The organism is Serratia sp. Je.1.23.a (genome assembly GCF_051129805.1).
In the GTDB taxonomy this organism is placed as follows: Bacteria; Pseudomonadota; Gammaproteobacteria; order Enterobacterales; family Enterobacteriaceae; genus Serratia; species Serratia liquefaciens.
In genome coordinates this window covers 757,862-779,697 of sequence record NZ_JBCPSR010000002.1, presented here as the reverse complement: position 1 = coordinate 779,697, position 21,836 = coordinate 757,862, and the positions used below count along the sequence as shown (strand labels likewise).

The following is a 21,836-nucleotide window of genomic DNA, read 5'->3' as shown; positions in this document are numbered from 1 at the left end:
TACATGCACAACATAACTCGCTTCAAGCCGCTGGCGTTGGCCGCCGCTATTCTGGTCAGCCTGGGTGCCGCCTCGTCGGCGCTGGCCGATGAAACCATTCTGATCGGTCTGGCCGGTCCTTTAACCGGCCCTTCCGCCCGTATTGGCAAAGATTTGGAAAACGGCGCTCAGTTGGCGATCGCCGATGCCAACGCCCAGGAACCCACGCTGAACGGTAAAGCGGTCACCTTTAAATTGTTGTCCGAAGACGATCAATCCGATCCGCGCACCGCCGTCGCCGTGGCACAACGTCTGGTCGACGAAGGCGTGGTCGGTGTGGTCGGCCATTGGAACACCGGCACCAGCATTCCTGCGGCGCGTATTTACCACGACGCCGGTATTGCCCAGGTTGCGCCGGTCGCCACCGGCCATGGCTATACTCAACAAGGGTTTGATACCAGCTTCCGCGTCATGGGCCATGACGACGATGGTGGCAATTACGCCGGGATCTATGCCGTCACACAGCTAAAAGCCAAGCGCATTGCGGTGATTGACGACCGCACCGCGTTCGGGCAAGGACTGGCGGATGAATTCATCAAGTCGTTGGCGGCTCAGGGTATCCAGCCGGTGGCGCGTGAATATGTCGACGACAAGACCGTCGACTTCAGCGCGGTGCTGACCACCGTGCGCAGCAAGAACGCCGATTTGATCTTCTTCGGCGGCGTCGACTCACAGGCAGCGCCGCTGGCGCGCCGTATCAAACAGTTGGGCATGAACACCCCGCTGATGGGGGCCGGTGGCTTCGTTAGCCAGACCTTCCTGACGCTGGCACAGAAAGAAGGCGAAGGCGTTGTGGCCCTGGAGCCTGGCTTACCGCTGGAGCAAATGCCCGGCGGCAAAGCCTTTGAGCAGGCCTATCGCGACCGCTATAAAACCCATATCGAACTGCATGCGCCGTTCGCCTACGACGCCACCCGGGTACTGATTGCCGCCATCGAGCAGGCGGGATCCGCCGATCCGGCCGATTATCTGCCGAAGCTGCGAGCCATTCATTATCAAGGCGTCACCGGCACCATTGCATTCGATTCGCAGGGCAACCTGCAACAGCCGAGCTTCACCCTGTATCGGGTGGTTGACGGCAAATGGCAGCCGCAGACCGTATTGGGCGGCGCAAAAAAACAATAAAAATCCGCAAGCAATGAGGAGCAAGGCGATGAGCGATGCAAAAAACGAGTTGGGTATTCTGGCACGGCGCCGCATAGAAGCGGAAATCATCAAACCGATCTACCAGATCCTGGTGCGCGAGATCGGCAAAGAGCGCGCACAGGCGGTGATTGGCGAGGCAATTGAAAATGCCGCCATTGAAGCCGGCAAAAACTTCGCCGCGCAGGAGCCAAATGGCGCGGATTTGCAAAGTTTCGCCGCCTTGCAGTACCTGTGGGAAAAAGACGATGCGCTGCAGGTGAAGGTGATCTACCAGGACGAACAGCATTTTGACTATGACGTCACCCGCTGTCGCTATGCCGAGATGTACCATCAGATGGGGCTGGGTGAGATCGGCCATCTGCTGTCCTGCGCGCGCGACAGCCAGTTTATCGTCGGCTACGCGCCCGAGGTCGAACTGCAGCGCACCCAGACCATCATGTCCGGCGCTCCCTGTTGCGATTTTCGCTATGCCGCCAAAGCGCAGGGAGAAGAAAAGTGACGCATCGAGTAAACGGAGAACGCCTGTGGCAAAGCCTGCTCGACATGGCGCAGTTCGGGGCTATCCCGAAAGACGGCGTGACCCGGCTGGCCCTGAGCGAAGAAGACCGCATGGCGCGCAACCAGCTGCGCGAGTGGGCCCTAGAGGCCGGTTGCAGTCTACGCATCGACCGCATGGGCAATATGTTCCTGCGCCGTGAAGGCACTCGCCCGGATCTGGCCCCGGTGGTCACCGGCTCCCACGTTGACTCCCAGCCCAACGGCGGCCGTTTCGACGGCATTTACGGCGTGCTGGCCGGGCTGGAGGTGATCCGCACCCTGAACGATCGACAAATCGCAACCGAACGTGCGGTGGAAGTCATTAACTGGACGAATGAAGAAGGCGCACGCTTTGCGCCGGCAATGATCTCTTCTGGGGTATTTGCCGGCGTGTTCGAGCTTGAATACGGCCTGTCACGCCAGGATGCACAGGGCACCAGCATCGGCGAAGCCTTGCAGCAAATCGGCTACGCCGGCGAGCATCCGGTGGGCAACACGCCGATTCACGCCGCCTTTGAGCTGCACATTGAGCAAGGACCGATCCTCGAAGCGGAAAACATTGAGATTGGCGTGGTGACCGCCGCACAGGGGCAGCGCTGGTATGAACTGGAAATCACCGGGTTCAGCGCCCATGCGGGTACGACGCCGATGGATAGACGGCGCGACGCCCTGCTCGGCTTCGCCGCCATGGTCAAGGCGGTCAATGATATCGGTAACGACTTTATGCCGGATGCCCGTGCCACGGTAGGTATGGCGCAAATCACACCCAACTCCCGCAACGTGGTGCCGGGCAAGGTGTTTTTCAGCGTCGAGTTCCGCCACCCGCAAGAGGCCGTATTGGCGCAGATGGAACAACGTTTGCTGGCTGCGGTGGCCGAAGTGGGCGTCGATGGGCTAAATGCCCATGCCGAGCGTATATTCCAATATCAGCCGATACGTTTTGATCCAGCTTGTATCAACAGCGTGCGGCAGGCCGCCAAGGCCCTGGGCTATTCGCACCGGGATATGGTTTCCGGTGCCGGTCATGACGCCTGTTACCTGAACCGGGTAGCCCCTACGGCGATGATATTTATCCCCTGCGTGGACGGCATCAGCCACAACGAACTGGAAAACATCTCCCCGGCGTGGTCGACCGCCGGTGCCAACGTGTTGCTCAATGCCATATTGGCGCAAACTCACGCCTGATCCCCTGGCTCCGGCCTGTTTGTCGGAGCCAGAAAAAATATTCAACAAACTGGTTGAATATTAACCCGCCTGTTCTATATTCAACCATATGGTTAAATTATCTTCCTCACAGCTGGACGCCATTTTCCATGCGCTCTCCGATCCGACACGCCGCGCAATATTGCGGTCGTTGGCCGGTGGCGAGCACAGCATTGGCGAACTGGCCGCGCCGTTGCAGATGTCGTTTGCCGGCGCTTCCAAGCATATCAAAGCACTGGAGCTTGCTGGGCTGGTGCAGCGTACCGTGCAGGGAAGAAACCATATCTGCCGGCTTGAACCCGAGCCTATGGCGCAGGCCATGCAATGGCTGCAAACCTACGAGCATTTCTGGACTGAGCGGCTGGACGCGCTGGAAATAGCGCTGCTGCAACCGGAACCGAATCCTCCCAAGGAGTGAACCATGAACGACTACGGCATGATTATTGAAACCGGCACGCTGCGTATTCAGCGGCTGCTGCCCGGCCCTATCGAACGGGTCTGGGCCTATCTGACGGAATCCGACAAACGCGCCACCTGGCTGGCCGCCGGCGAAATGAAGCTGGAAAACGGCGCCCAGGTAGAGCTGGTGTTTCGCAATTCCGAGCTGACCGGCGAACACGAGCAAACGCCGGCCAAATATAAGCACCTCAGCTGCAGCGTCAGCAACGTCGGCCATATCACCTGCCTTTTCCCACCGCGGCTGCTGAGTTTTACCTGGGCTGAACAGGGGCAAAGCCGCCCTTCCGAGGTGACCTTCGAACTGACCGAACAGGGCAAAGCCGTGCTGCTGACGGTCACCCACCGTCGCCTGGCCAACCGTGATGAAATGCTCAGCGTGGCCGGGGGCTGGCATACCCACCTGGATATCCTGGTCGATCGTCTGCACAATCGTCAGCCGCAGCCGTTCTGGAGCACTCACACTCGCCTGGAAGAAGAGTACCGGGCCAGACTGTGATCAGCCTTCATCCCGGCGTCTGAAAGCCAGATAGCCGGTAACCAGCGTAAAGCCGCCGACCAGCAACACCAGCAAAACAAAGCCGTGGTGGTTGCTGGCCAGCGGGATCCCCCCCACGTTCATGCCAAAGAAGCCGGCGACGATATTGATTGGCAGTGCCAACACGGTGATCACCGTCAGGGTGTAGAGCGTGCGGTTGTTCTGTTCCATCTGCTTGGCGCCTATCTCTTCCTGTAACAAGCGAATGCGTTCGGTCAAGCTGGCGAGATCGTTTAGCACCACCGTGAACTCTTCGGTAAATTGCCGCAGATCCTGTACCACGTCCCGGCTCAGCCAGGTCGGTGGCCGGTTCAGCAAACGAAACAGCGCCGCGGGCTCCGGCGCCAGCAGACGCTGAAAACGCAGCAGCATGCGGCGCATTCTGCCCAGTTCGGTACGGTTGCGTTTCACATGGTTGCTCAGCAGGCGATCTTCAATGGTATCGACGTACTGGTTGGCCTGCCGCACCACCTGCTCCAGCACCTCTTCCTGCTCTTCCAGCAAATGCGCCAGCAATTCGGTAGAAGACGCCAACTGCAGCGGCCCCAGTCGCCCCAGCAGCCGCTCAATCAAACGCAGCGGTTTGTGCCGCACCGTGACCACCAGGCCGCTACGGCAATACAGCCATAGCGTCGCAATCTCCGGGTTGTTCTCTTTCGGGTGGAAGATTACGTCGTTGAGCACCGCGAACAGATCTTCTCCCTGACGCTCTATGCGCGTGGTATGAGAACCGTGGCGGATCTCGTCAAAGAAAAACTCAGAAATCTCGAAGTGGTTTTTTAGCCATTTTTCCGCCGCGGCATGATTCAGGTTGAGATGCAGCCAGATAAATCCCTCCCCCGGCGACAGCGTCTGATAGGCCTGGCAGGCCTGCTGCGAAGAGACCCGCTGCGGTGGCTCTGACGTACGAAAAACGTGGCCGTAAATCAGCCCGGTGACCTCATCGTCAAAATCAAGTTTGTGTAATTTTTCCGCAACCGTTTGAGCCATAAACCTTTGTCCCGAATAACCGCACGCATGAATTAATCAATCTCAGTCTTTATATCAACCTTTAAATGCCAACGTTAATTATTTTCACTGTTCCCGATGATTAATATTAACGTCATAAAAAAGTCACATTATTTCCCAATACTTTGATGGCAACACCGTACAGCACCGTCAGAAATCTAATGAAGCCTATCGGGAAGGTCCTTTATGAGCGATAACAGCGCCGTTCAAGCGGGTGCGCCATCTGCGTCAAGCCTGCCAAAAATCTACCAAAAGAACAGTCGACTCACTGTTCTTTTTTTTATTTTATTATTAGTGCTGGGGATAGCTTTTGCTGGCGTAAATCTATTTAACGACGTCAGCGATGCCGGCGCGGTTTATACCAGTTACGTTCCGTTTCTTTTATTAGGAATGGCGTTATTGATCGCGCTCGGCTTTGAATTCGTTAATGGTTTCCACGATACCGCCAATGCGGTAGCCACCGTGATTTATACCCATTCCTTGTCGCCGATGGTGGCCGTGGTTTGGTCGGGGTTCTTTAATTTTCTCGGCGTTTTGCTCTCCAGCGGCGTGGTGGCCTTCGGCATCATTTCGCTGCTGCCGGTTGAACTGATCTTGCAGGCCGGTACCGGCAACGGGTTCGCCATGGTCTACGCCCTGCTGTTCTCGGCGATTATCTGGAACCTCGGCACCTGGTGGCTGGGGCTGCCTGCGTCATCATCGCATACCTTGATAGGCTCGATCATCGGCGTAGGGGTGGCTAATGCCCTGATCCACGGCCGCACCGGCACCAGCGGCGTCGACTGGGGGCAAGCCATTAAAGTGGGGTATGCCCTGCTGCTTTCACCGGTGATCGGCTTCGTATTTGCCGCCTTGCTGCTGCTGGCGCTGAAGGTCTTTGTTAAAAACCGTCAGTTGTATACCGCCCCCAAAAATGACTCGCCGCCGCCGTTGTGGATCCGCAGCCTGCTGATCCTCACCTGTACCGGCGTTTCCTTTGCTCACGGCTCCAATGACGGGCAAAAAGGCATGGGCCTGATCATGCTGATCCTGGTCGGTACCATGCCGATTGCCTATGCGCTGAACCGTTCGATGCCGCCGGAGCAAATCCCCCGCGTAGCGGCATTGGCGGAAGTGACAAAAAACCAACTGCTGCAACAGTTCCCAGCGGTCAGCCAGGTTCCTGCGCGTGAAGTCCTCACCGGCTATGTTCGCACCAGCGAGTTGACGCCGGAGGTGGTGCCTGCCCTGGCCCAACTGACCGGCGCCATCGGCGATCAAATTCGCCAGTACGGTTCGGTCGACAAAATCCCTGCGCAGGCGGTATCCAACACCCGAAATGATATGTACCTGACGTCGGAGGTCATTAAGCACCTGAAGACGGAAAAGCAACTTCAGATCCCCGCTGACTCGCAACGCAATCTGGACGCGCTGAAAGGCGAACTGGACAGCGCCACCCGCTTTATTCCGTTCTGGGTCAAGGTGGTGGTGGCGATAGCGCTTGGGCTGGGCACCATGGTCGGCTGGCGACGCATCGTGGTCACCGTGGGAGAGAAAATCGGGAAAAGCCACCTTACCTATGCGCAGGGCGCCAGCGCCGAGCTGGTGGCGATGACCACTATCGGGGCGGCGGACGCCTTCGGCCTGCCGGTTTCCACCACCCACGTTCTTTCATCCGGCATTGCCGGGACCATGGCGGCCAACCGCTCCGGCCTGCAAATGTCCACCCTACGCAATCTGCTGATGGCCTGGGTGTTGACGTTGCCGGCCTCGGTGCTGCTTTCCGCCGGGCTCTACTGGATCTTCACCCATTTTTAAAACCGGGCTAACACGGAGAATCAACTATGGCTATGCATGAATTTAATCACGACGACACCTTCAACCATCGCCTGCTGCAGGAATTCTACGACAGCTATGACGAAGAGCTGGAAATGGAACTGGACGACCTGCGCTTTGACGACGCCGAGGTGGACAGCGACCAGAAAAAAGCCTGGCGCAAACAGTATTTTCGCGAATTGCTGCGACTGCAGGGTGAATTGGTCAAACTGCAGGACTGGGTGATGCGTACCGGCCACCGTCTGGTGATCATCTTTGAAGGCCGCGATGCCGCCGGCAAGGGCGGTGTGATCAAACGCATCACCCAACGTTTGAACCCGCGTACCTGCCGTGTGGCCGCGCTGCCCGCCCCCAACGATCGCGAACGTACCCAGTGGTACTTCCAGCGCTATATCGCCCACCTGCCGGCCGCCGGCGAAATGGTGTTGTTCGATCGCAGCTGGTACAACCGTGCCGGAGTGGAAAAAGTGATGGGCTTTTGCAACGACGAGGAATACGAAGAGTTTTTCCGCAGCGTACCGGAGTTCGAAAAGATGCTGACGCGCAGCGGCATTCAAATCGTCAAGTATTGGTTCTCGATCACCGACGATGAGCAGGAACTGCGTTTCCTCAGTCGCATTCACGATCCGCTCAAGCAGTGGAAGCTCAGCCCAATGGATTTGGAGAGCCGCCGCCGCTGGGAGGATTACACCGAGGCCAAAGAAGTCATGTTAGCGCGCACTAACATTCCTGAGGCGCCATGGTGGGTGGTTCAGGGTGTCGACAAGAAAAAGGCCCGGCTGAACTGTATCAGCCATCTGCTTAAGCAAGTGCCCTACGAAGAAGCCGAAGGCAACGTGATCACCTTGCCACCACGCAAACGCAGCCCGGACTACAGTCGCAGCCCGGTGCCGGATAATATGGTCGTGCCAGAAGTGTATTGATGCCCTGCCAGGGAGGCGCTTGGCCGCCTCCCTGCCTTCTCCTCACGCCAGAACGCCACCGCTGAGTTTTCAGATCCGGAAGGGTCACCTTATTTTCTCCACATTTGCTGTGCAGACTCTTGCTGATATTTTTTCATCAGTCAGGAACGTAGTCACGGTTGCCATGCATTTATTGAATTCCCTTTTTCGCTTTTCCACCTCAGGCTTCGGCGTCATTTTGATTCTCACGCTGCTGTTGTTTCAGCCCTCTGCGCAGGCTGCTGCACCGCTGGCGCTTCACTCTGCTTCGGTATTGGTGGTCAATCAGCGTACCGGCAAAACGCTGTATCAGAAACAAGCCAACCGCGTGTTGCCGATAGCTTCGCTGAGCAAATTGATGACCGCCATGGTGGTATTAGACAGCAAACGCCCGCTGGGCAACCCGATAAAAGTCACTCCTGCCGACCGCGATCTGCTCAAGAAGACCCATTCTCGCCTAACCCTGGGCTCCATTCTCAGCCGGCGCGATATGCTGCACATCGCCCTGATGTCATCGGAAAATCGTGCGGCGGCCGCGTTGAGCCGCGGCTATCCAGGGGGACGAAAAGCCTTTGTGGCGAAAATGAATCAGAAAGCACGCAGCCTCGGCATGAAACACGCCCGCTTTTACGATCCGACCGGCCTGACGCCGCGCAACGTTGCCAGCGCCAGGGATCTGCTGAAAATGGTGAATCATGCCTACCGTTATCAGACCATTCGCCGTTTCAGCACCGACAAGCAACAAATCGTCCGTCCTGGTCGGGGCCAGTTGGTTTATCGCAGTTCCAATGGGCTGATCAACAATCCGGCCTGGAAAATCCAGCTGCAAAAGACCGGTTTCACCAACGAAGCCGGCCACTGTCTGGTGATGCGAACCCTGATCAAGGGGCAGCCGGTGGTGATCATCCTCCTCGGGTCAAAGCAGCGCTACGGCCACTACAGCGACGCTATTCGCCTGAAGGCCTGGCTGGAGTCCTGATGTGAATCGGGCGCGTCAACCACGCGCCCCTTTACCACCTCGTGCATATCTAAATCCGTTTTTTATCAATGGAATATCCTATCTCCAATCAATATTACGCCGCTGGTGTTCTGCATGGTATTTGTCATCAATCATCGATGATAAAGGAACAGGAAAATGGCTTATGCCCTGAGCGTGTTGGAAAAAAGTCCGATTGCCGAAGGAGAAAGCGCCGCCGAGGCGCTCAAACGCACGCTGCATCTGGTACAGCAGGCGGAAGTTTGGGGGTACCGCCGTTTTTGGCTGGCGGAGCATCACAATACCCCGCAGCTGGCTTGCCCTTCCCCTGAAGTGCTGATTGCTTACTTGCTCGGACAAACCTCACGGATCCGTATCGGCTCCGGCGGCGTCATGCTGCAGCATTACAGCGCTTATAAGGTGGCGGAAAACTTCAATCTGCTGGCCACGCTGGCACCGGGCCGGGTTGATTTGGGCGTGGGAAAAGCGCCTGGCGGGCTACCGCTCTCGACTCAGGCGCTGCAGGCCGCGCACGATCAGCAGAATAAGCCTGACTTCCCTAAACAGCTCGCGCAGCTAAATGCCTATCTGAACGATGATGCACAGCCCGGCCTGAGCGCAACGCCACAGCCGGTTCAGCCGGCGCAACGCTTTCTGCTGGGCGCCAGCAACGAAAGCGCACAACTGGCCGCCGAACACGGCTGGGCCTTCGTGTTTGCCGCTCATCTCAATGGCAACCCGGAGGATATCCGACGGGCGCTGGCCCATTACAGTGAGCAAAGCGGTGGCCGAAAAGCCCTGTTGGCGGTGGCAGCGATCGTCGCCGACAGCGAAAGCCAGGCCAAGGATCTGGCAGCCGGGATCCAGCAGTATCGTGTCCACGTGACCGGCGGGCAAAGCGTGACCGTCGGCAGTCTTGAGCAGGCGGAAAGCTTTGTGCAACAGGCCGGCGCTACCGATTACCGTATCGAACCGCGCGAAAGCCACATACTGCTGGGGACCGCCCGGCAGGTGCGTCAACAGCTGGATCAGTTACACCAACAGTACGGCGTAGAAGAGTTTGTGATTGATACCCCCATCAGCCAGCCTGCCGCCCGCCTCGCCTCTCTGCAATTGCTGGCGCTAGCGGGTGATGCTGTTTGATTCAGTTAACCACGGTGCCGGCACCGATGGCGACGGCCAGATCCTGAGCCAACGTTTCCAGCTGCGCCGGCTCAAGGTTAGCCAGGCTGATGCGGATCGCCGGGCCGCTTTTCAGGCGGAAGGGCTCGCCGCTCTGCACCAGCCAGCCACGCTGCGCCATCATTTGGCTGGCGGCGGCTTCTGAACGCACCGGCAACCAGATATGCACTCCCTCTCCCGGCGATACCGGCACGCCGGTCAATGTGCGCAGCCGCTCGGACAAATCGTCACGCCGCTGCTGATAAGTTTGCTGCGCCCGTGCAAACAGCCCCTCTTGCTGGGCCTGCGTCCACAGTTTAACGGCAATCTGCTGCAGGATATGGCTGACCCAGCGCTCGCGAATGTATTGATCCGCCCGCATGGTCTGCAGCAGCTGCGGCTTGCCGCAGGCCAGCGCAATACGCAGATCTGGGCTGAGGAACTTGCTCAGCGATAACACATACAGGCCATTGTCTGCGGTAAAGGGCAAATGCAGCGGCCGCTGCGACAGCGGTCCCCAGAAGTCATCGACGATCGCCAGACAGCCCGGGTTTTGCGACAGGAATTCCCGCCAACTCGCGGCCCGGCCCGCGCTTAATGACATGCCGGTCGGGTTCTGTGCCCGAGGCGTCAGGATCACCGCGGCTCCCAGAGGTGCGGCCTCTTTTTCCGGCAAGCGGCACCCTTGTTCATCAACCGGTAACGGCAAAGGCTTCAGCCGCAGATGCCGCAACAGCGTCAGTAACGGTGGCCAGCAGGGATCTTCCACCCACACCGCGGCTCCCGGCGCCGCGTGGATACGCAACGCCTTTTCGATAGCGTCCAGCGCGCCGGAAAACACCGCCGGTTCCCCCAACTCTGCGCCCTGCTGGCCCAGCCAGTCGCCGGCAAGCCGACATAACGCCGGTAAATCCCCGCTGACGTCATATCCGGTTTGCTGCGGGAAAACGTCTTCGGCGCCCAGCGACAGAGCCGGCAGCAGCGTGGCATCCAGATTACCACTCGCCAAATCCCCCATCCCCTCAGGCACTTGCCGAACATTGCGCACCGTCATTAAAGGTTGCTCAAGTACCTGAGTACCGGCACGCCCGCGGGTAGCCACCAAACCGGCATCACGCAGCTTGGCATAGGCGCTGGCGACGGTATTGGGGTTGACCCCCAACTCGCCGGCCAATTGACGCACCGGCGGCAGCAGGTCACCCGGCTGCAGATCACCCTGCTTTATCTGCGTGCTGATCTGTTCAGCAATCTGGACAGCGCTGCCGCCTTTTGCATACAATGAGCCCATACATAAAACCTTTTTGTATTAGTTCAAAATAGATTACCTGTTTCGAACGGAAAAGTTAAGGGGTAAAGATGGAAAAACATTACGTACTGGATATTAAACAGGGCGGGAAAGCCTTTGGTCGCTTGCAGATGTTCACGCCATGGGCTGCCGATCAGCTTCAGCAGGCTCAGGCGCTGTTCCCTGCCGATCAGGGCTACCAGTTGAGTATCAGCCAGGTCAAAGAGCGCCGGATAATTTATCAAAGCGGCATTGGCGGCATCACCATCCTGGGCGATACGCTGGAACTGGAACCTTACCCTCATAGCCAAGAGGTACCACAATAATGAAAAAAGTTGTCGCGATCCGACATGTAAATTTTGAAAACCTCGGCATTCTGGGCTCACTGCTGTCATTGCGTGGCTATCAGATTGATTATTTCGACGCGGGCCGTGACGACATCCGCACCATCGTTAACGAGGATACCGACCTGCTGGTGGTGCTGGGCGGGCCAATCAGCGCCGCTCAACACTTCGCCGGCCAACAACACTATGCGTTTCTTAACGATGAGTTAGCACTGGTTACCCAGCGTCTCCAGCAAAAACGGCCTACGATCGGTGTCTGTCTCGGCGCGCAGGTGATTGCCCAGGCGCTGGGCGCCGAGGTCGTTTCGCTTGGCGTGAAAGAGATCGGTTACGCTCCCTTAACCTTAACGGACAATGAAGACTCGGTACTGGCGCCACTGGCATCCACGCCGGTGCTTCACTGGCACGGCGATATGTTTATGATCCCTGAAGGCGCGACCCGCCTGGCGGGTACCGAAATCTGCCCTAATCAGGCATTTGAGTATCAGGATTTCGCCCTTGGGCTACAGTTCCATCTGGAAGCCGATCACCGCGATCTGGAACGGTGGCTGGTGGGACATGCCTGTGAACTTGAGCTGGCCGGCATCGTGCCGCAGCTTTTGCGCCAACAGGCTGCGCGTTACGGCACAGAATTGGAGCAACGCGCCCGCCAGGTATTTACGCGCTGGTTGGATAAAATCGAACCAAGGAAGTGATAGATGCAACAAATTTCTCAATTACAGCCGCCGCAGATTGATGTCATCAGTATTCAATCTCAGGTGGTGTATGGCAGCGTCGGCAACGGGATAGCCTACCGCACGCTGTTGAAAAAGGGGCTGGAAGTGCTGCAGGTACCCAGCGTGCTGTTCGGTTGCCCCCCTTATTACGGTACGCCCAGCGGCGGCGTAATCTCCGCCGAGTGGTTCGGCGGTTTTCTGGCGGATTTGCTGGCCCGCGGCGTGATGAATCGCACCCGGGCGGTGATTGTCGGTTATCTGGGCAATGTCGACCAATGCCATATTCTGGATACCTGGTTACAGCGCGTGCGCGCGATCAATCCGCAGATAAAGATTTATATCGATCCGGTGATGGGCGATTACGGCGAAGGGGTTTATGTCGATAAGCGCATTGTCGATTGCTACCGCTCCCCCTTCCTGCAATTGGCCAATGGCCTGACCCCTAACGGCTTCGAACTGGAGCAGCTTTGCGGTCACCCTCTGACCACTCAGGAACAGACGCGGCAGGCCGCACAGGCGTTGCTCAATGACACCACCGAGTGGGTGTTGGTGACCAGCGCACCGGGCGTGGCGGAAAACGACGATCAACTGGGGTTACTGCTGGTCAAGCACGACGAAGTGCAAAGCTATACCCACCCCAGAATTCAATCAAAGGTCAAAGGCACCGGGGATATGTTTGCCGCGTTGCTGGTCAGCCATCTGCTGCATGGCAAAAGTCTCGATGAGGCGATCGTGACCGCCGGGGGGGAAGTTTGTGATGTTCTGGCGGAAGCGGAGCATTTCGGCCTGGAGGAAATTGGCAGTCTGCGCGCCTTGAAATAGGCCGGGAGTGACGGGGCAGCCAGCTGCCCCTCGCGTCTTGGTTAGCGTTTTTTCTTTTTGTTGAAGTCCAATTCAAACGCAAACACTGCACTCTGAATTTTTCTTTCCATGGCCAAACCCAGTTTCATAAAGCGGCACGACAGGCGTGAAAAATGCACCATGTTGTCGTCGTCATCCAGCTCATGATCGTCGTTGATCACCACCAGCTCCATATTGACCTTGAAACTGCCGTAGCTGCCAAGATCCAACAACGCTTTTTTGAACTGGAAGCCGGGCTGTAGGTTTGGCGGTAACGGACCGTCAACGCGCAGCCCAACACCACCGGCGGACAGATCGTGGATCCTCAGCTGATATTCACTGCCATCGGCGTATTCACCACTGCACAAAAACTGGCGCCAGTGAGGGGTAGTGACACGGAACTGACGGCGGCGCTGGATGTAAACCAGCTGCTTCGGCAATTGGGTTGAACAGACATTGACGCCCTGCTGCTCGATGAATTCTGCCCGACCTACGGAGAACTCGATCTTCGCATCATGGCTTTCAATCACGATGGTGTATTCGCCATCAACCGTCGCATCCACCTCATCGCCGCTAAACACGATGTTGTCCGGCCCGACGCTCAATAACAAACTCTGAAACTGCTGCTTCTCATTTACGACCCGTAGCGGCGTGCGTTGTTTACAAATCTCACGCAGAATCGCCAGTACTTCAAAGCGCTCCTGCTTGATAAACAATCCGTTATCATTCTGCTCCACTTGACGCTCCTGGCACTTCCCAATGACGTTGACACTTTCCTTACAGTTATCATCACTGGGAATATTCCTAAAGTCAAATTTGCCAGCGATGCCAGGCTTGCGGTAACAGTCTGGCGAAGCGTTCTGCCCAGGCCTGTTGACCTTGTTGATCGGCAAGCAGATCCTGGCGGATCTCGATACCGACATAGGGCAATTGCCGGCGCTCAGCATGCACCGGCAGGGTGTAGTCCGTCGCGTCGGTCATGGCATAGGGCTCGTTGATGCCCACCTGCAAATCCCCTTCTTCACGCAGCAGCTCAGCCAGCAACAACGCGAACTCCGGCTGACGGTTGAACAACAGTCCGACCTGCCACGGGCGCGCGTTGCCTTTAAACACCGGCGTAAAGCTGTGCATGGCAACGATCGCCGTCGGCAAGCCGCTACGCTGGCGCGCATCCAGGCTGTCGGTTATCGCCTGATGGTAAGGCAGAAAAATCTCATGCTCGCGCGCCAGCGCCTGTTCGGCCGCAATGCCCACGTTGCCGGGGATCGGCGTCAACTCGGACAGTTCTGGTATGGAACTGGGGATGCCGGGTGTCCGATTACAGTCAATAACCAAACGCGAATAGCGCTGATGAATCAGCGGAGCGTCCAGCTGGCGACTAAGGTGACGTGAAACGTTCAGTGCGCCGATGTCCCAGCCAATATGACGGTCTATTTCGCCGGGCGGCAGCCCAAGATCGCCCAATTGCTGCGGTATCGCCTGCCCGGCGTGATCGCATAGCAATAAGAAGGGCGCGAGGCCTTTTGGCGTTTCAATCGCGACTGCGGCGGGATCTTCGTCGGACAACAAAAACGGGGCGAACGGCTGTGGCATGAAAAACTCCGGCGGAGGAACAAAGCCTTATCTTAGGCTATTTTCCCCCGCCGGTGCCAAGCTTCGGATTAGATCAAAAACGCATGAGCGCCACGCCAATTACTCTATGCACGCCTCGTGCGGCTGATGCACTGCGATGTAACGTTGGAAACGCGCAGGTTTAAGCCGAGTGAGATCGACCAGCACCAGCCCATCAATACAGTTATTGAAGGCCGGATCGGTGCCAAAATCGATGAACTGCACCCCGCCCGGTTCACACAGCTCGGTATATTGTTTATACAGCGTGGGGATCGAACAGCCGATATTGCTCAACAGGCTTTTCAGTCGCACCAGATCTTCCTGATAGTTATCGCCGGCAAACTGCGCCAGCACCTGAGGTAACGAGGCGGGATACGGCTGCCGCGACTGCGCCAGCGCGCTGTCCGGCGAGAAATACAGCCGGTAGAAGGCGATCAGCAGATCGCGCGCCGTTACCGGCATGCCTCCGGATATAGACACCGGGCCAAAAAGATAGCGGTACTGCGGGTACTTCGCCAGGTAGGCGCCAATGCCCAACCACAGATAATCCAGCCCGCGTTTGCCCCAGTAGGCCGGCTGAATGAAACTGCGGCCCAGCTCAATGCCCTGCGCCAGAATAGGTGCCATATCGCGGTCATAATGGAACAGGCTGTTGCTGTAAATGCCTTCCAGGCCCTTGCGTTCCAACTGCTCGGCGGTTGGGATAAAACGGTAAGCGCCGACAATTTCCAACTCGTCCGCGTCCCACAGCACCAGGTGGTAATAGTCGTCGTCGTAGCTGTCCAGATCGCGGCGGCGACCGGAGCCTTCCCCCACCGCACGGAAAGCGATTTCGCGCAGGCGTCCTAGCTCACGCAGGATAGGCGTACGCGCTTCATCCTGACGGCGATACAGGAAGATGATTTTGCCGTCCGGGGTAACCCCCAGCCGCTCACAGTTTGCCAACGCTTTCTTCAGTTCCAGTCGGTCTTCCGGCAAGGCGATCGGAGATTCGCTGGCAAACAATCCTTCTTTACCCTGCCCCAGGCGATAAACGTGACGGCGGAAACGCTCCGCCAGATCTTTCGCGCTGGTATGGCCGTCGTGCCAGTTGGCAAAGGGAATACGGCCACCCACGCGGATTTTAATGCGCCCGCCCTGCTGCTGGAACATTTCGCGCACCAGTAATAGCGTGGACAGAGGTCGATAAACCAGGGAGGTGAAGTAGAATAAATTGCTGTTACGGGCGCTGATGTGGATCGGCACAATCGGTGCGCGCGCCTTGGCCGCCAGACGCAAGAAACCAGTATGCCAATGCCCGTCGCGAATGCCTTTCGGGCTCATGCGCGACACTTCGCCAGCGGGGAACAGGATCAGCGCACCCTGCTTGTCCAATTGCGCCTGCATGCCTTCAATTTGCTTGCGGCTGGTCTTATAGGCGACGTTGTCCACCGGTACGAACAGGCTGCGCAGCGGTTCGATGTAGGTCAGCAGTTGGCTGGCCACCACTTTGACATCCGGCCGCACCGCCGCGACCGCACGCAGCAGCACCAGTCCGTCAAGTGACCCTATCGGGTGATTAGCCACCAGCACCACCGGTCCCTGGCTCGGGATATTTTCCAGATCGCCATCCACCAGTTCACAACTGAGGTTGAAGTAGTCCACCACCTGCTCGATCAGATCCAGGCCTTTCAGATGGGGATAATCGGCGGCAAACTGTTTGAATTCTTTTTCGAAGAGTAAAGTTCTCAGCAGGCTACGCTGCCAGGCAGGGGTATTGCGGTGTGGAAATGCATCATGCAACAGAGAGTCCAAGCTAAACATCGCGTTATCTCCTGGCTTAGTCGCTGCAAAATTAAGCCAGCGCTATGACCCTAACATGTCAGTAACATGACAAAAAAATGAAATCCCTCGACCTATCAGGTATAGCAAATTATTGAAAACTTGGTGGCGACACTCTGCTTGTCGCCCCCTCGCCGCATTTTATGCCAATTAAATCAGCGCTTCGATCCGCTGATTCACCGCTTCACGCAGCCGCAGCAGCGGTGCTGCCTGATGCGGATAACGTTTAAAAGTGATACGCATCCCCAGTTCCTGTTCAATCAATGCCTCTACCGTGTTGCGATCCGTCAGGCTTTCCAACAGCTGCAGCGCACGCATGTCCTGCAAGCCCTGATGCAGCACCCGTAACCGCAGCGACTCCACCGGCGTCAGGTTTTCGCCGGGGTAAACCACAAAGGCGTCGCCGGAAGGAAACGCATTTCGGCAATCGGTCACCGCGTAGGGGTTAAGTTTTTCTCGCGAATGGCCGCTGTTATAGAAGTTGAACCCCCAGTGCAGAAAACCGCTGATGTTGTACAGGTAAAGCTGGATGCCCAGAATACGATTACGCGCCGAAGGTTGAGCAAAGAAACGGTTGGCCACCTCGGTCTTTTGCACGCAGCAGTAATAGGCCCACAGGCCCGGAACCTGATGCTCAAGGAAAGCGTCTATATGGTCGGTAGCGGCCACTGGCGTTTCCACCAGGCCTTGCCGGTAAAACGCGTAGTCTGACAGCGCGTCAAAAGTGCGAAATCCTGCCAGCAGCGGGCGCAAGGCGGCAACGGCACGCTGATAAACGGCGATGTTCTCCAGCGTCGGCTCATCCGAGATATGGAACCAGACCTGCTGTTGCAACTGGCGATCGCGGAACCAGGCGGTCAACGCCGGCAACAGCGCCTGCAAAAACTGTTGATACTCCTGCGCGTGGGCGTCAGTGTGCCAACCGAATAGCGGGCAAAGTGCGCCGTCGATCTCCACCAGAATTTTTGGCGCATGCGCCGCCCCCCACTGGGTGAACAACGGGGCAATCTCAAAATGTTCAATCCCCTCTTCCTGCGCCATATCCACCCACTGGGCCAGCCGCTGGAAATCAAACCGATAACCCTGCGCGGAACGCTGTACGCCAATCAACTGTACCGTGGTGCGCTCGCCGCCGACGGCGGTATCCAGCGGTGGCGTGAAGATCGGCGTCAGCAGCATGTTGACTCCACTGTTGACCGCACAGCGAACAAAGTTACGTACCGCCAGCCAGTATTCGGGACTGAACACCGGCACGCGGTAATAATCCGCCAGACAATCGGTATGCACCCATTCGGTGTGCAACAGGGTTTGCGGCGGCAGTTCAACCGGGACGATATGCAGCGTCAGGGCGGCGCTGGCCAAGGCTTCGCCGCTGATAACATCAAACAAGGTCAGGTTCAGCGGGTAATCCCCGCCTGGCACAGGCGTCGACGGCGGTGTATAGGTCAGCCAAAGGCAGCCGTAATAATTGTTGGCGACAAAGAAACGCTGCTCGGCCAGCGGCATCAACGGATCGGGAAATAACCCCGGCTCGGTACGCAGATAGTTCTCATCGGTCTGGGCATAACAGGGAAAGTGGCTGGGTACCGATTGCACCTGCCGCACGCTGATATACTCCGCCAGTGATCCCTCAAGACGGTAGCTTAATTCACGCCGAGTTTCGTTATCTGCCCGGTGAAGGCAATAAACCCCCTGCCAGGAAATCATTTCATTGCTCAGGCCACTCAACTTATTTATTTGATCAATCTGTGGTGCATTGTGGCTGTGAAATATCTTTTCCAGACTGTGAGTAAAAGTCAATGAAAGGCGCATAGCAATAATCTCGCTCTAATGGGGAAATACCGATGAGTCATTTTCAGGCTAAACCCTTTTATCGATTCAAACAATAGTGGTCATTCAAAAAACGGCGTTTACGTCGAGGCAAAGCCTGCCGATACAATTTTTTTGTTTATTTGCATCACAAAAATGAAAGATACCCAGACATGCACAATAAAAATGTTTTTAATCCCCATTCTGGTGCAAGGGTTATCACTTATTCCTATGACCCCAGCGGCCAGTCATTGCCCTACGGCAGGGCCAAAACCGCCGCAAAAGGTTAACGAATTGTGAACAACTTACGCTTTCGGTTTACGCCCCAAACCTTTCAGTCTTAACAACATCGAAACATTAGTGCCCCATTTTTGGGCAGATCGGGGTGTATTGACACATTGAAAGTTAAGGGATAGAAAGAATTCACGTTACGAAAATATTTATTCGTCGTCCACCGAGGGGAAAGCAATGTCACCGATAAAAAATACCGGCCGTCTTCTGGCGCATTCTGCCATTGCGACGGCATTATTATTGCCGACCATGTTATATGCCGCCGATCAAATAACTTTGCGTTATGCCGTATGGGACAGAAATCAATTACCGGCCGAGCAGGAAATCGCCAAGCGATTTGAAAAAGAAAACCCAAACATTAAAATAGCCATAGAATTAACGCCGTCGGCACAATACTTCGTTAAATTGGATTCCGCCGCAGCTGGCGGCGTAGCACCAGATATATTCTGGATAAATATGCCTTATTTTGTTCAATATGCCAAAAACGGCATTATGCAACCTTTAACACCTTATATTAGCGGCAGCAGCGTCAAGCTAAATGACGTGGTCGCCAGTTCGGTAAAAGCCTATCAGTATGACGGCCAACAGATGGCTATCCCGCGCGACGTGGACTCTATTGCGGTGTGGTACAACAAAAAGCTGTTCGATCAGGCCGGTGTCAGCTACCCCACCAGCGACTGGAACTGGGACGACCTGAAAACCAAAGCCGCAGCCTTGAAAACCGGCTTGAAAGGCAGTGCCTTCCCGTTGGTAATGGACCTTAGCATCGACGGCCAGGACAGCTACATGAACCTGCTGTTCCAGAACGGCAACCACATCGTCCCGAAAGACGGCCAGCCGACCGACATCGCCAACGACAAGTCCATCTGGGTATATCAGCAGCTGCAGTCAATGATGAAAGACGGGCTGATGCCCAGCGCCCAGCAAATGAGCGAAGTCAAAACCGAGAACATCTTCCAGTCCAACCGCGCGGCCATGGTGTATGCCGGCTCGTGGTTAGCGGCCCCGTTCGCCAACAACCCGCTGATTAACGACCATATCGGCGTGGTAATGATGCCGAAAATCGAACGTCAATCCGGCGTGGCGCACAGCCTGGCGTTCGCCATGTCCGCCAACAGCGCCCACAAACAAGAAGCCTGGAAATACATCGAGTTTATGAGCACCGAAGCTTCGCAAACCGAGTTGGCGAAAGTGGTGATCCCGGCCAATAAAGTGGCGGCGAAAGCCTGGGCGGCGGAAATCAAGAAGGTCGATGTTACGTCTTATATCGACACCCTCAACGTGACCGAGGCCTACCCGACCGCCGGGACCAACACGCCAAAATGGCAGAACATGTGGATAGCCAGTCTGAAGAAAATCTTTATGGGCGCGGATGCCAAACCGGAGATGGATAAGTCGGTCAAGAAGATCGAACGCATCATGGAGCAGTAATCGCCCCGTGCCGGCTGCGCCTGCCCGAAGGCGCGGCCTGCAACGGAACACCGCAAAGCCGTTACTGGTGAGGAATGGCAACATGTCGCTGGCAGATACCTACGGTGCCCTAAAACAACAAAAAAGCACCCCACGTCCCGCGCTCAGCCGCCTGGAGCGCGCCGAGCGTTTTTGGGGTTGGGTGATGATTTTACCGCTGTTGATTGGGTTGACGGTGTTTTACTTCATCCCTTTTTTGCAGAACATCTTTTACAGCTTTACCGACCTCAATCAGTTTATGCGCTGGAGCACCCTCAGCGTCGATAACTACGTCAATCTGTTTGAAGACGACGATTTCTACACCGCCGCCGGCAACACCCTGTTCTATGTGGTGGTGTGTGTACCGGTCAGCCTGAGCCTGTCGCTACTGCTGGCCATTGGCCTCAACCAAAATATCCGTGGCAAGGCGCTGTTGCGCACCCTGCTGTTCCTGCCGGCGGTCACCATGCCCGCCGCGGTGGCGATGGTGTGGCAATGGCTGTTCAACAAGGACTTCGGCCTGATTAACCAGGCGATTGGCCAACTGGGTATTTCACCGGTGGCCTGGCTATCCGATCCGGACGTGGTGCGCATCAGCGTTTCTATCATCATTATCTGGTCGTCGCTGGCGCTGAAAATCATCATTTTACTGGCCGGTTTGCAGAGCATTCCACGCCAGCTGTATGAGGCCGCCGACATCGATGGCATCAGCACCCTGCGTCGCTTCTTCTGTATTACCCTGCCGATGATGGTCCCGACGCTGTTCTTCGTTTCGGTAATGAGTTTTATCGAGATCCTGCAAATCTTTGACGTGGTGTTTTTGATGTTTGACCGCGCGCTGGTGGAAAGCGACGTGATGACCGTCACCAACCTGTTCTACAAATACGCCTTTTACCTGCAGGAGAAAGGTTACGCCTCCGCCATCACCGTGGTGCTGTTCGCCGTCACCCTGCTGATCACCCTGATTCAAATGATGATTGGCAAACGCCTGAAAGTGAGCTGAGGAGCCGCGACGATGAGCATAAGTAAAAGAACGCTGGTGTATCTGTTTATGGTGTTGGCGGCGTTGGCTTCGGTCGTGCCGTTTATCTGGATGCTGGTCACCTCGCTGAAAACTCAGGCCGAGAGTATCCAGATCCCGCTGACGCTGCTGCCGGCCCACCCCAGCCTGCAGGCCTACGGTAAGATCATGCGCGAAATCCCCTTCGCCGATTTTTACCTGAACTCGCTGTTGGCCACTTTTTTCACCGTCACCCTGCAAATGGTGATCGCCACCATGGCCGCCTACGGTTTCTCGCGCCTGCATTTTCGCGGCCGTGATGCGGTGTTTCTGGTGTGTATTTCCATCCTGATGGTGCCCGGGCAAGCCTTTTTGATCCCGCAATTTCTGGTGGTGCAAAAGTTGGGGCTGGTGAACAGCATCACCGGGCTGGTGTTGCCGGGCATCTTCAGTATTTATGCCACTTTCCTGCTGCGCCAGTTCTTCCTCGCGGTACCGAAGGAGATGGAGGAAGCCGCACTGATTGACGGTTACAGCTACTTCGCCATCTTCTGGCGCATCATGCTGCCGCTGATCCGGCCTGGCATTATCGCCTGCATCATCATCAACGGCCTGTGGAGCTGGAACAACCTGATGTGGCCGCTGATCGTCAACACCACCACCGAGAAGCTGACGCTGCCGGTCGGGCTGGCGTCGCTGTCGAGCCGCGCCGGGGTGGAGTATCCGCTACTGATGGCCGGGGCGCTGATGGCAGTGATCCCCATGCTGATGCTGTTCATTCTTTTCCAACGTTACTTCATCCAGGGCATCGCCAGCGCTGGGGTAAAAGGCTAACCGCGAACACAAGGTA

21 protein-coding genes are annotated in these 21,836 nt (G+C 56.6%); 15 read left to right on the top strand and 6 right to left on the bottom strand.

The features are described 5' to 3' along the window. Positions 1 to 3 precede the first annotated feature (3 nt). The 5 genes from AAZT04_RS11455 to AAZT04_RS11435 all read left to right on the top strand — a co-directional run bounded on the left by AAZT04_RS11455 (position 4) and on the right by AAZT04_RS11435 (position 3,880). Positions 4 to 1,164, top strand: a complete 1,161-nt coding sequence (locus tag AAZT04_RS11455) for a branched-chain amino acid ABC transporter substrate-binding protein (RefSeq protein ID WP_434680096.1) — start codon at positions 4 to 6, stop codon at positions 1,162 to 1,164. Between the two features lie 28 nt (positions 1,165 to 1,192). After that, positions 1,193 to 1,684 (top strand): L-2-amino-thiazoline-4-carboxylic acid hydrolase, encoded by a 492-nt coding sequence (locus AAZT04_RS11450; protein WP_261103015.1) that lies wholly within the window; start codon positions 1,193 to 1,195, stop codon positions 1,682 to 1,684. Continuing rightward, positions 1,681 to 2,907 carry a Zn-dependent hydrolase gene (locus AAZT04_RS11445; RefSeq protein ID WP_434680093.1) on the top strand — a complete coding sequence of 409 codons (1,227 nt, stop codon included), beginning with the start codon at positions 1,681 to 1,683 and terminating at the stop codon, positions 2,905 to 2,907. Before AAZT04_RS11450 ends, AAZT04_RS11445 begins: the two co-directional genes overlap by 4 nt. An 88-nt stretch (positions 2,908 to 2,995) precedes the next feature. After that, positions 2,996 to 3,343, top strand: a complete 348-nt coding sequence (locus AAZT04_RS11440; RefSeq protein WP_020827025.1) for an ArsR/SmtB family transcription factor — start codon at positions 2,996 to 2,998, stop codon at positions 3,341 to 3,343. A 3-nt stretch (positions 3,344 to 3,346) separates the two neighbouring features. Beyond that, positions 3,347 to 3,880, top strand: coding sequence for an SRPBCC family protein (locus AAZT04_RS11435; RefSeq protein WP_020827026.1), 534 nt, complete (start codon positions 3,347 to 3,349; stop codon positions 3,878 to 3,880). Here the strand turns inward: AAZT04_RS11435 and AAZT04_RS11430 are convergent, their stop codons facing one another. Then, complete coding sequence (locus AAZT04_RS11430; protein WP_020827027.1) at positions 3,881 to 4,909, bottom strand: transporter; 1,029 nt, start codon at positions 4,907 to 4,909, stop codon at positions 3,881 to 3,883. A 204-nt stretch (positions 4,910 to 5,113) separates the two neighbouring features. Here AAZT04_RS11430 and AAZT04_RS11425 point away from each other — a divergent pair, with 204 nt between their 5' ends. The 4 genes from AAZT04_RS11425 to AAZT04_RS11410 all read left to right on the top strand — a co-directional run bounded on the left by AAZT04_RS11425 (position 5,114) and on the right by AAZT04_RS11410 (position 9,802). After that, positions 5,114 to 6,724, top strand: coding sequence for an inorganic phosphate transporter (locus AAZT04_RS11425; protein WP_020827028.1), 1,611 nt, complete (start codon positions 5,114 to 5,116; stop codon positions 6,722 to 6,724). A 26-nt stretch (positions 6,725 to 6,750) separates the two neighbouring features. Next, the gene (ppk2, locus tag AAZT04_RS11420) at positions 6,751 to 7,665 is read left to right on the top strand and encodes a polyphosphate kinase 2 (RefSeq protein WP_434680090.1); all 915 of its coding nucleotides are present in this window, start codon (positions 6,751 to 6,753) and stop codon (positions 7,663 to 7,665) included. A 163-nt stretch (positions 7,666 to 7,828) separates the two neighbouring features. Continuing rightward, the gene (gene pbpG, locus AAZT04_RS11415) at positions 7,829 to 8,662 is read left to right on the top strand and encodes a D-alanyl-D-alanine endopeptidase (RefSeq protein ID WP_122079452.1); all 834 of its coding nucleotides are present in this window, start codon (positions 7,829 to 7,831) and stop codon (positions 8,660 to 8,662) included. Positions 8,663 to 8,818: 156 nt separating this feature from the next. Beyond that, on the top strand, positions 8,819 to 9,802 hold the full coding sequence (locus tag AAZT04_RS11410; protein ID WP_048758770.1) for an MsnO8 family LLM class oxidoreductase: 984 nt from the start codon (positions 8,819 to 8,821) through the stop codon (positions 9,800 to 9,802). Position 9,803: 1 nt separating this feature from the next. On the opposite strand, the gene AAZT04_RS11405 is transcribed toward AAZT04_RS11410, so the two are convergent. After that, positions 9,804 to 11,108 carry an aminotransferase class I/II-fold pyridoxal phosphate-dependent enzyme gene (locus tag AAZT04_RS11405; RefSeq protein WP_434680086.1) on the bottom strand — a complete coding sequence of 435 codons (1,305 nt, stop codon included), beginning with the start codon at positions 11,106 to 11,108 and terminating at the stop codon, positions 9,804 to 9,806. 68 nt (positions 11,109 to 11,176) lie between these two features. Here AAZT04_RS11405 and AAZT04_RS11400 point away from each other — a divergent pair, with 68 nt between their 5' ends. Genes AAZT04_RS11400 through pdxY form a run of 3 tightly spaced genes read left to right on the top strand, consistent with a single transcriptional unit; the run spans position 11,177 to position 12,987 of the window. Then, complete coding sequence (locus AAZT04_RS11400; RefSeq protein WP_116690394.1) at positions 11,177 to 11,431, top strand: hypothetical protein; 255 nt, start codon at positions 11,177 to 11,179, stop codon at positions 11,429 to 11,431. After that, positions 11,431 to 12,144: a glutamine amidotransferase gene (locus AAZT04_RS11395; RefSeq protein ID WP_142815146.1), complete on the top strand. Its 714-nt coding sequence runs from the start codon at positions 11,431 to 11,433 to the stop codon at positions 12,142 to 12,144. Before AAZT04_RS11400 ends, AAZT04_RS11395 begins: the two co-directional genes overlap by 1 nt. Before the next feature lie 3 nt (positions 12,145 to 12,147). Continuing rightward, positions 12,148 to 12,987, top strand: a complete 840-nt coding sequence (pdxY, locus tag AAZT04_RS11390) for a pyridoxal kinase (RefSeq protein ID WP_020827035.1) — start codon at positions 12,148 to 12,150, stop codon at positions 12,985 to 12,987. A 41-nt stretch (positions 12,988 to 13,028) separates the two neighbouring features. On the opposite strand, the gene AAZT04_RS11385 is transcribed toward pdxY, so the two are convergent. The 4 genes from AAZT04_RS11385 to AAZT04_RS11370 all read right to left on the bottom strand — a co-directional run bounded on the left by AAZT04_RS11385 (position 13,029) and on the right by AAZT04_RS11370 (position 18,249). Further along, entirely contained in the window at positions 13,029 to 13,742 is a 714-nt protein-coding gene (locus tag AAZT04_RS11385; RefSeq protein WP_020827036.1) for a flagellar brake protein, read from the bottom strand. 73 nt (positions 13,743 to 13,815) lie between these two features. Beyond that, positions 13,816 to 14,598: an N-formylglutamate amidohydrolase gene (locus AAZT04_RS11380; protein WP_434680080.1), complete on the bottom strand. Its 783-nt coding sequence runs from the start codon at positions 14,596 to 14,598 to the stop codon at positions 13,816 to 13,818. A gap of 99 nt (positions 14,599 to 14,697) precedes the next feature. Beyond that, positions 14,698 to 16,419, bottom strand: coding sequence for an ornithine lipid synthase OlsF (gene olsF, locus AAZT04_RS11375; RefSeq protein WP_129940657.1), 1,722 nt, complete (start codon positions 16,417 to 16,419; stop codon positions 14,698 to 14,700). 168 nt (positions 16,420 to 16,587) lie between these two features. Continuing rightward, on the bottom strand, positions 16,588 to 18,249 hold the full coding sequence (locus AAZT04_RS11370) for a DUF4091 domain-containing protein (protein WP_115058744.1): 1,662 nt from the start codon (positions 18,247 to 18,249) through the stop codon (positions 16,588 to 16,590). 465 nt (positions 18,250 to 18,714) lie between these two features. Between AAZT04_RS11370 and AAZT04_RS11365 the strand changes: the two genes are divergently transcribed. The 3 genes from AAZT04_RS11365 (at position 18,715) to AAZT04_RS11355 (ending at position 21,820) form a co-directional block, all read left to right on the top strand. After that, positions 18,715 to 19,968: an ABC transporter substrate-binding protein gene (locus AAZT04_RS11365; protein WP_262258925.1), complete on the top strand. Its 1,254-nt coding sequence runs from the start codon at positions 18,715 to 18,717 to the stop codon at positions 19,966 to 19,968. A gap of 82 nt (positions 19,969 to 20,050) precedes the next feature. Then, positions 20,051 to 20,989 (top strand): carbohydrate ABC transporter permease, encoded by a 939-nt coding sequence (locus AAZT04_RS11360; protein WP_048758758.1) that lies wholly within the window; start codon positions 20,051 to 20,053, stop codon positions 20,987 to 20,989. 12 nt (positions 20,990 to 21,001) lie between these two features. Next, positions 21,002 to 21,820: a carbohydrate ABC transporter permease gene (locus AAZT04_RS11355; protein WP_044551448.1), complete on the top strand. Its 819-nt coding sequence runs from the start codon at positions 21,002 to 21,004 to the stop codon at positions 21,818 to 21,820. Positions 21,821 to 21,836 lie beyond the last annotated feature (16 nt).

Bases quoted from the DNA above. Each gene is read 5' to 3' on its own strand.
- pbpG (WP_122079452.1), top strand. From the start codon at position 7,829: ATGCATTTATTGAATTCCCTTTTTCGCTTTTCCACCTCAGGCTTCGGC.
- ppk2 (WP_434680090.1), top strand. From the start codon at position 6,751: ATGGCTATGCATGAATTTAATCACGACGACACCTTCAACCATCGCCTG.
- AAZT04_RS11450 (WP_261103015.1), top strand. From the start codon at position 1,193: ATGAGCGATGCAAAAAACGAGTTGGGTATTCTGGCACGGCGCCGCATA.
- AAZT04_RS11435 (WP_020827026.1), top strand. From the start codon at position 3,347: ATGAACGACTACGGCATGATTATTGAAACCGGCACGCTGCGTATTCAG.
- AAZT04_RS11360 (WP_048758758.1), top strand. From the start codon at position 20,051: ATGTCGCTGGCAGATACCTACGGTGCCCTAAAACAACAAAAAAGCACC.
- AAZT04_RS11440 (WP_020827025.1), top strand. From the start codon at position 2,996: ATGGTTAAATTATCTTCCTCACAGCTGGACGCCATTTTCCATGCGCTC.
- AAZT04_RS11380 (WP_434680080.1), bottom strand. From the start codon at position 14,598: ATGCCACAGCCGTTCGCCCCGTTTTTGTTGTCCGACGAAGATCCCGCC.
- AAZT04_RS11425 (WP_020827028.1), top strand. From the start codon at position 5,114: ATGAGCGATAACAGCGCCGTTCAAGCGGGTGCGCCATCTGCGTCAAGC.
- AAZT04_RS11370 (WP_115058744.1), bottom strand. From the start codon at position 18,249: ATGCGCCTTTCATTGACTTTTACTCACAGTCTGGAAAAGATATTTCAC.
- AAZT04_RS11430 (WP_020827027.1), bottom strand. From the start codon at position 4,909: ATGGCTCAAACGGTTGCGGAAAAATTACACAAACTTGATTTTGACGAT.
- AAZT04_RS11410 (WP_048758770.1), top strand. From the start codon at position 8,819: ATGGCTTATGCCCTGAGCGTGTTGGAAAAAAGTCCGATTGCCGAAGGA.
- pdxY (WP_020827035.1), top strand. From the start codon at position 12,148: ATGCAACAAATTTCTCAATTACAGCCGCCGCAGATTGATGTCATCAGT.
- AAZT04_RS11355 (WP_044551448.1), top strand. From the start codon at position 21,002: ATGAGCATAAGTAAAAGAACGCTGGTGTATCTGTTTATGGTGTTGGCG.
- AAZT04_RS11395 (WP_142815146.1), top strand. From the start codon at position 11,431: ATGAAAAAAGTTGTCGCGATCCGACATGTAAATTTTGAAAACCTCGGC.
- AAZT04_RS11455 (WP_434680096.1), top strand. From the start codon at position 4: ATGCACAACATAACTCGCTTCAAGCCGCTGGCGTTGGCCGCCGCTATT.
- olsF (WP_129940657.1), bottom strand. From the start codon at position 16,419: ATGTTTAGCTTGGACTCTCTGTTGCATGATGCATTTCCACACCGCAAT.
- AAZT04_RS11400 (WP_116690394.1), top strand. From the start codon at position 11,177: ATGGAAAAACATTACGTACTGGATATTAAACAGGGCGGGAAAGCCTTT.
- AAZT04_RS11365 (WP_262258925.1), top strand. From the start codon at position 18,715: ATGTCACCGATAAAAAATACCGGCCGTCTTCTGGCGCATTCTGCCATT.
- AAZT04_RS11405 (WP_434680086.1), bottom strand. From the start codon at position 11,108: ATGGGCTCATTGTATGCAAAAGGCGGCAGCGCTGTCCAGATTGCTGAA.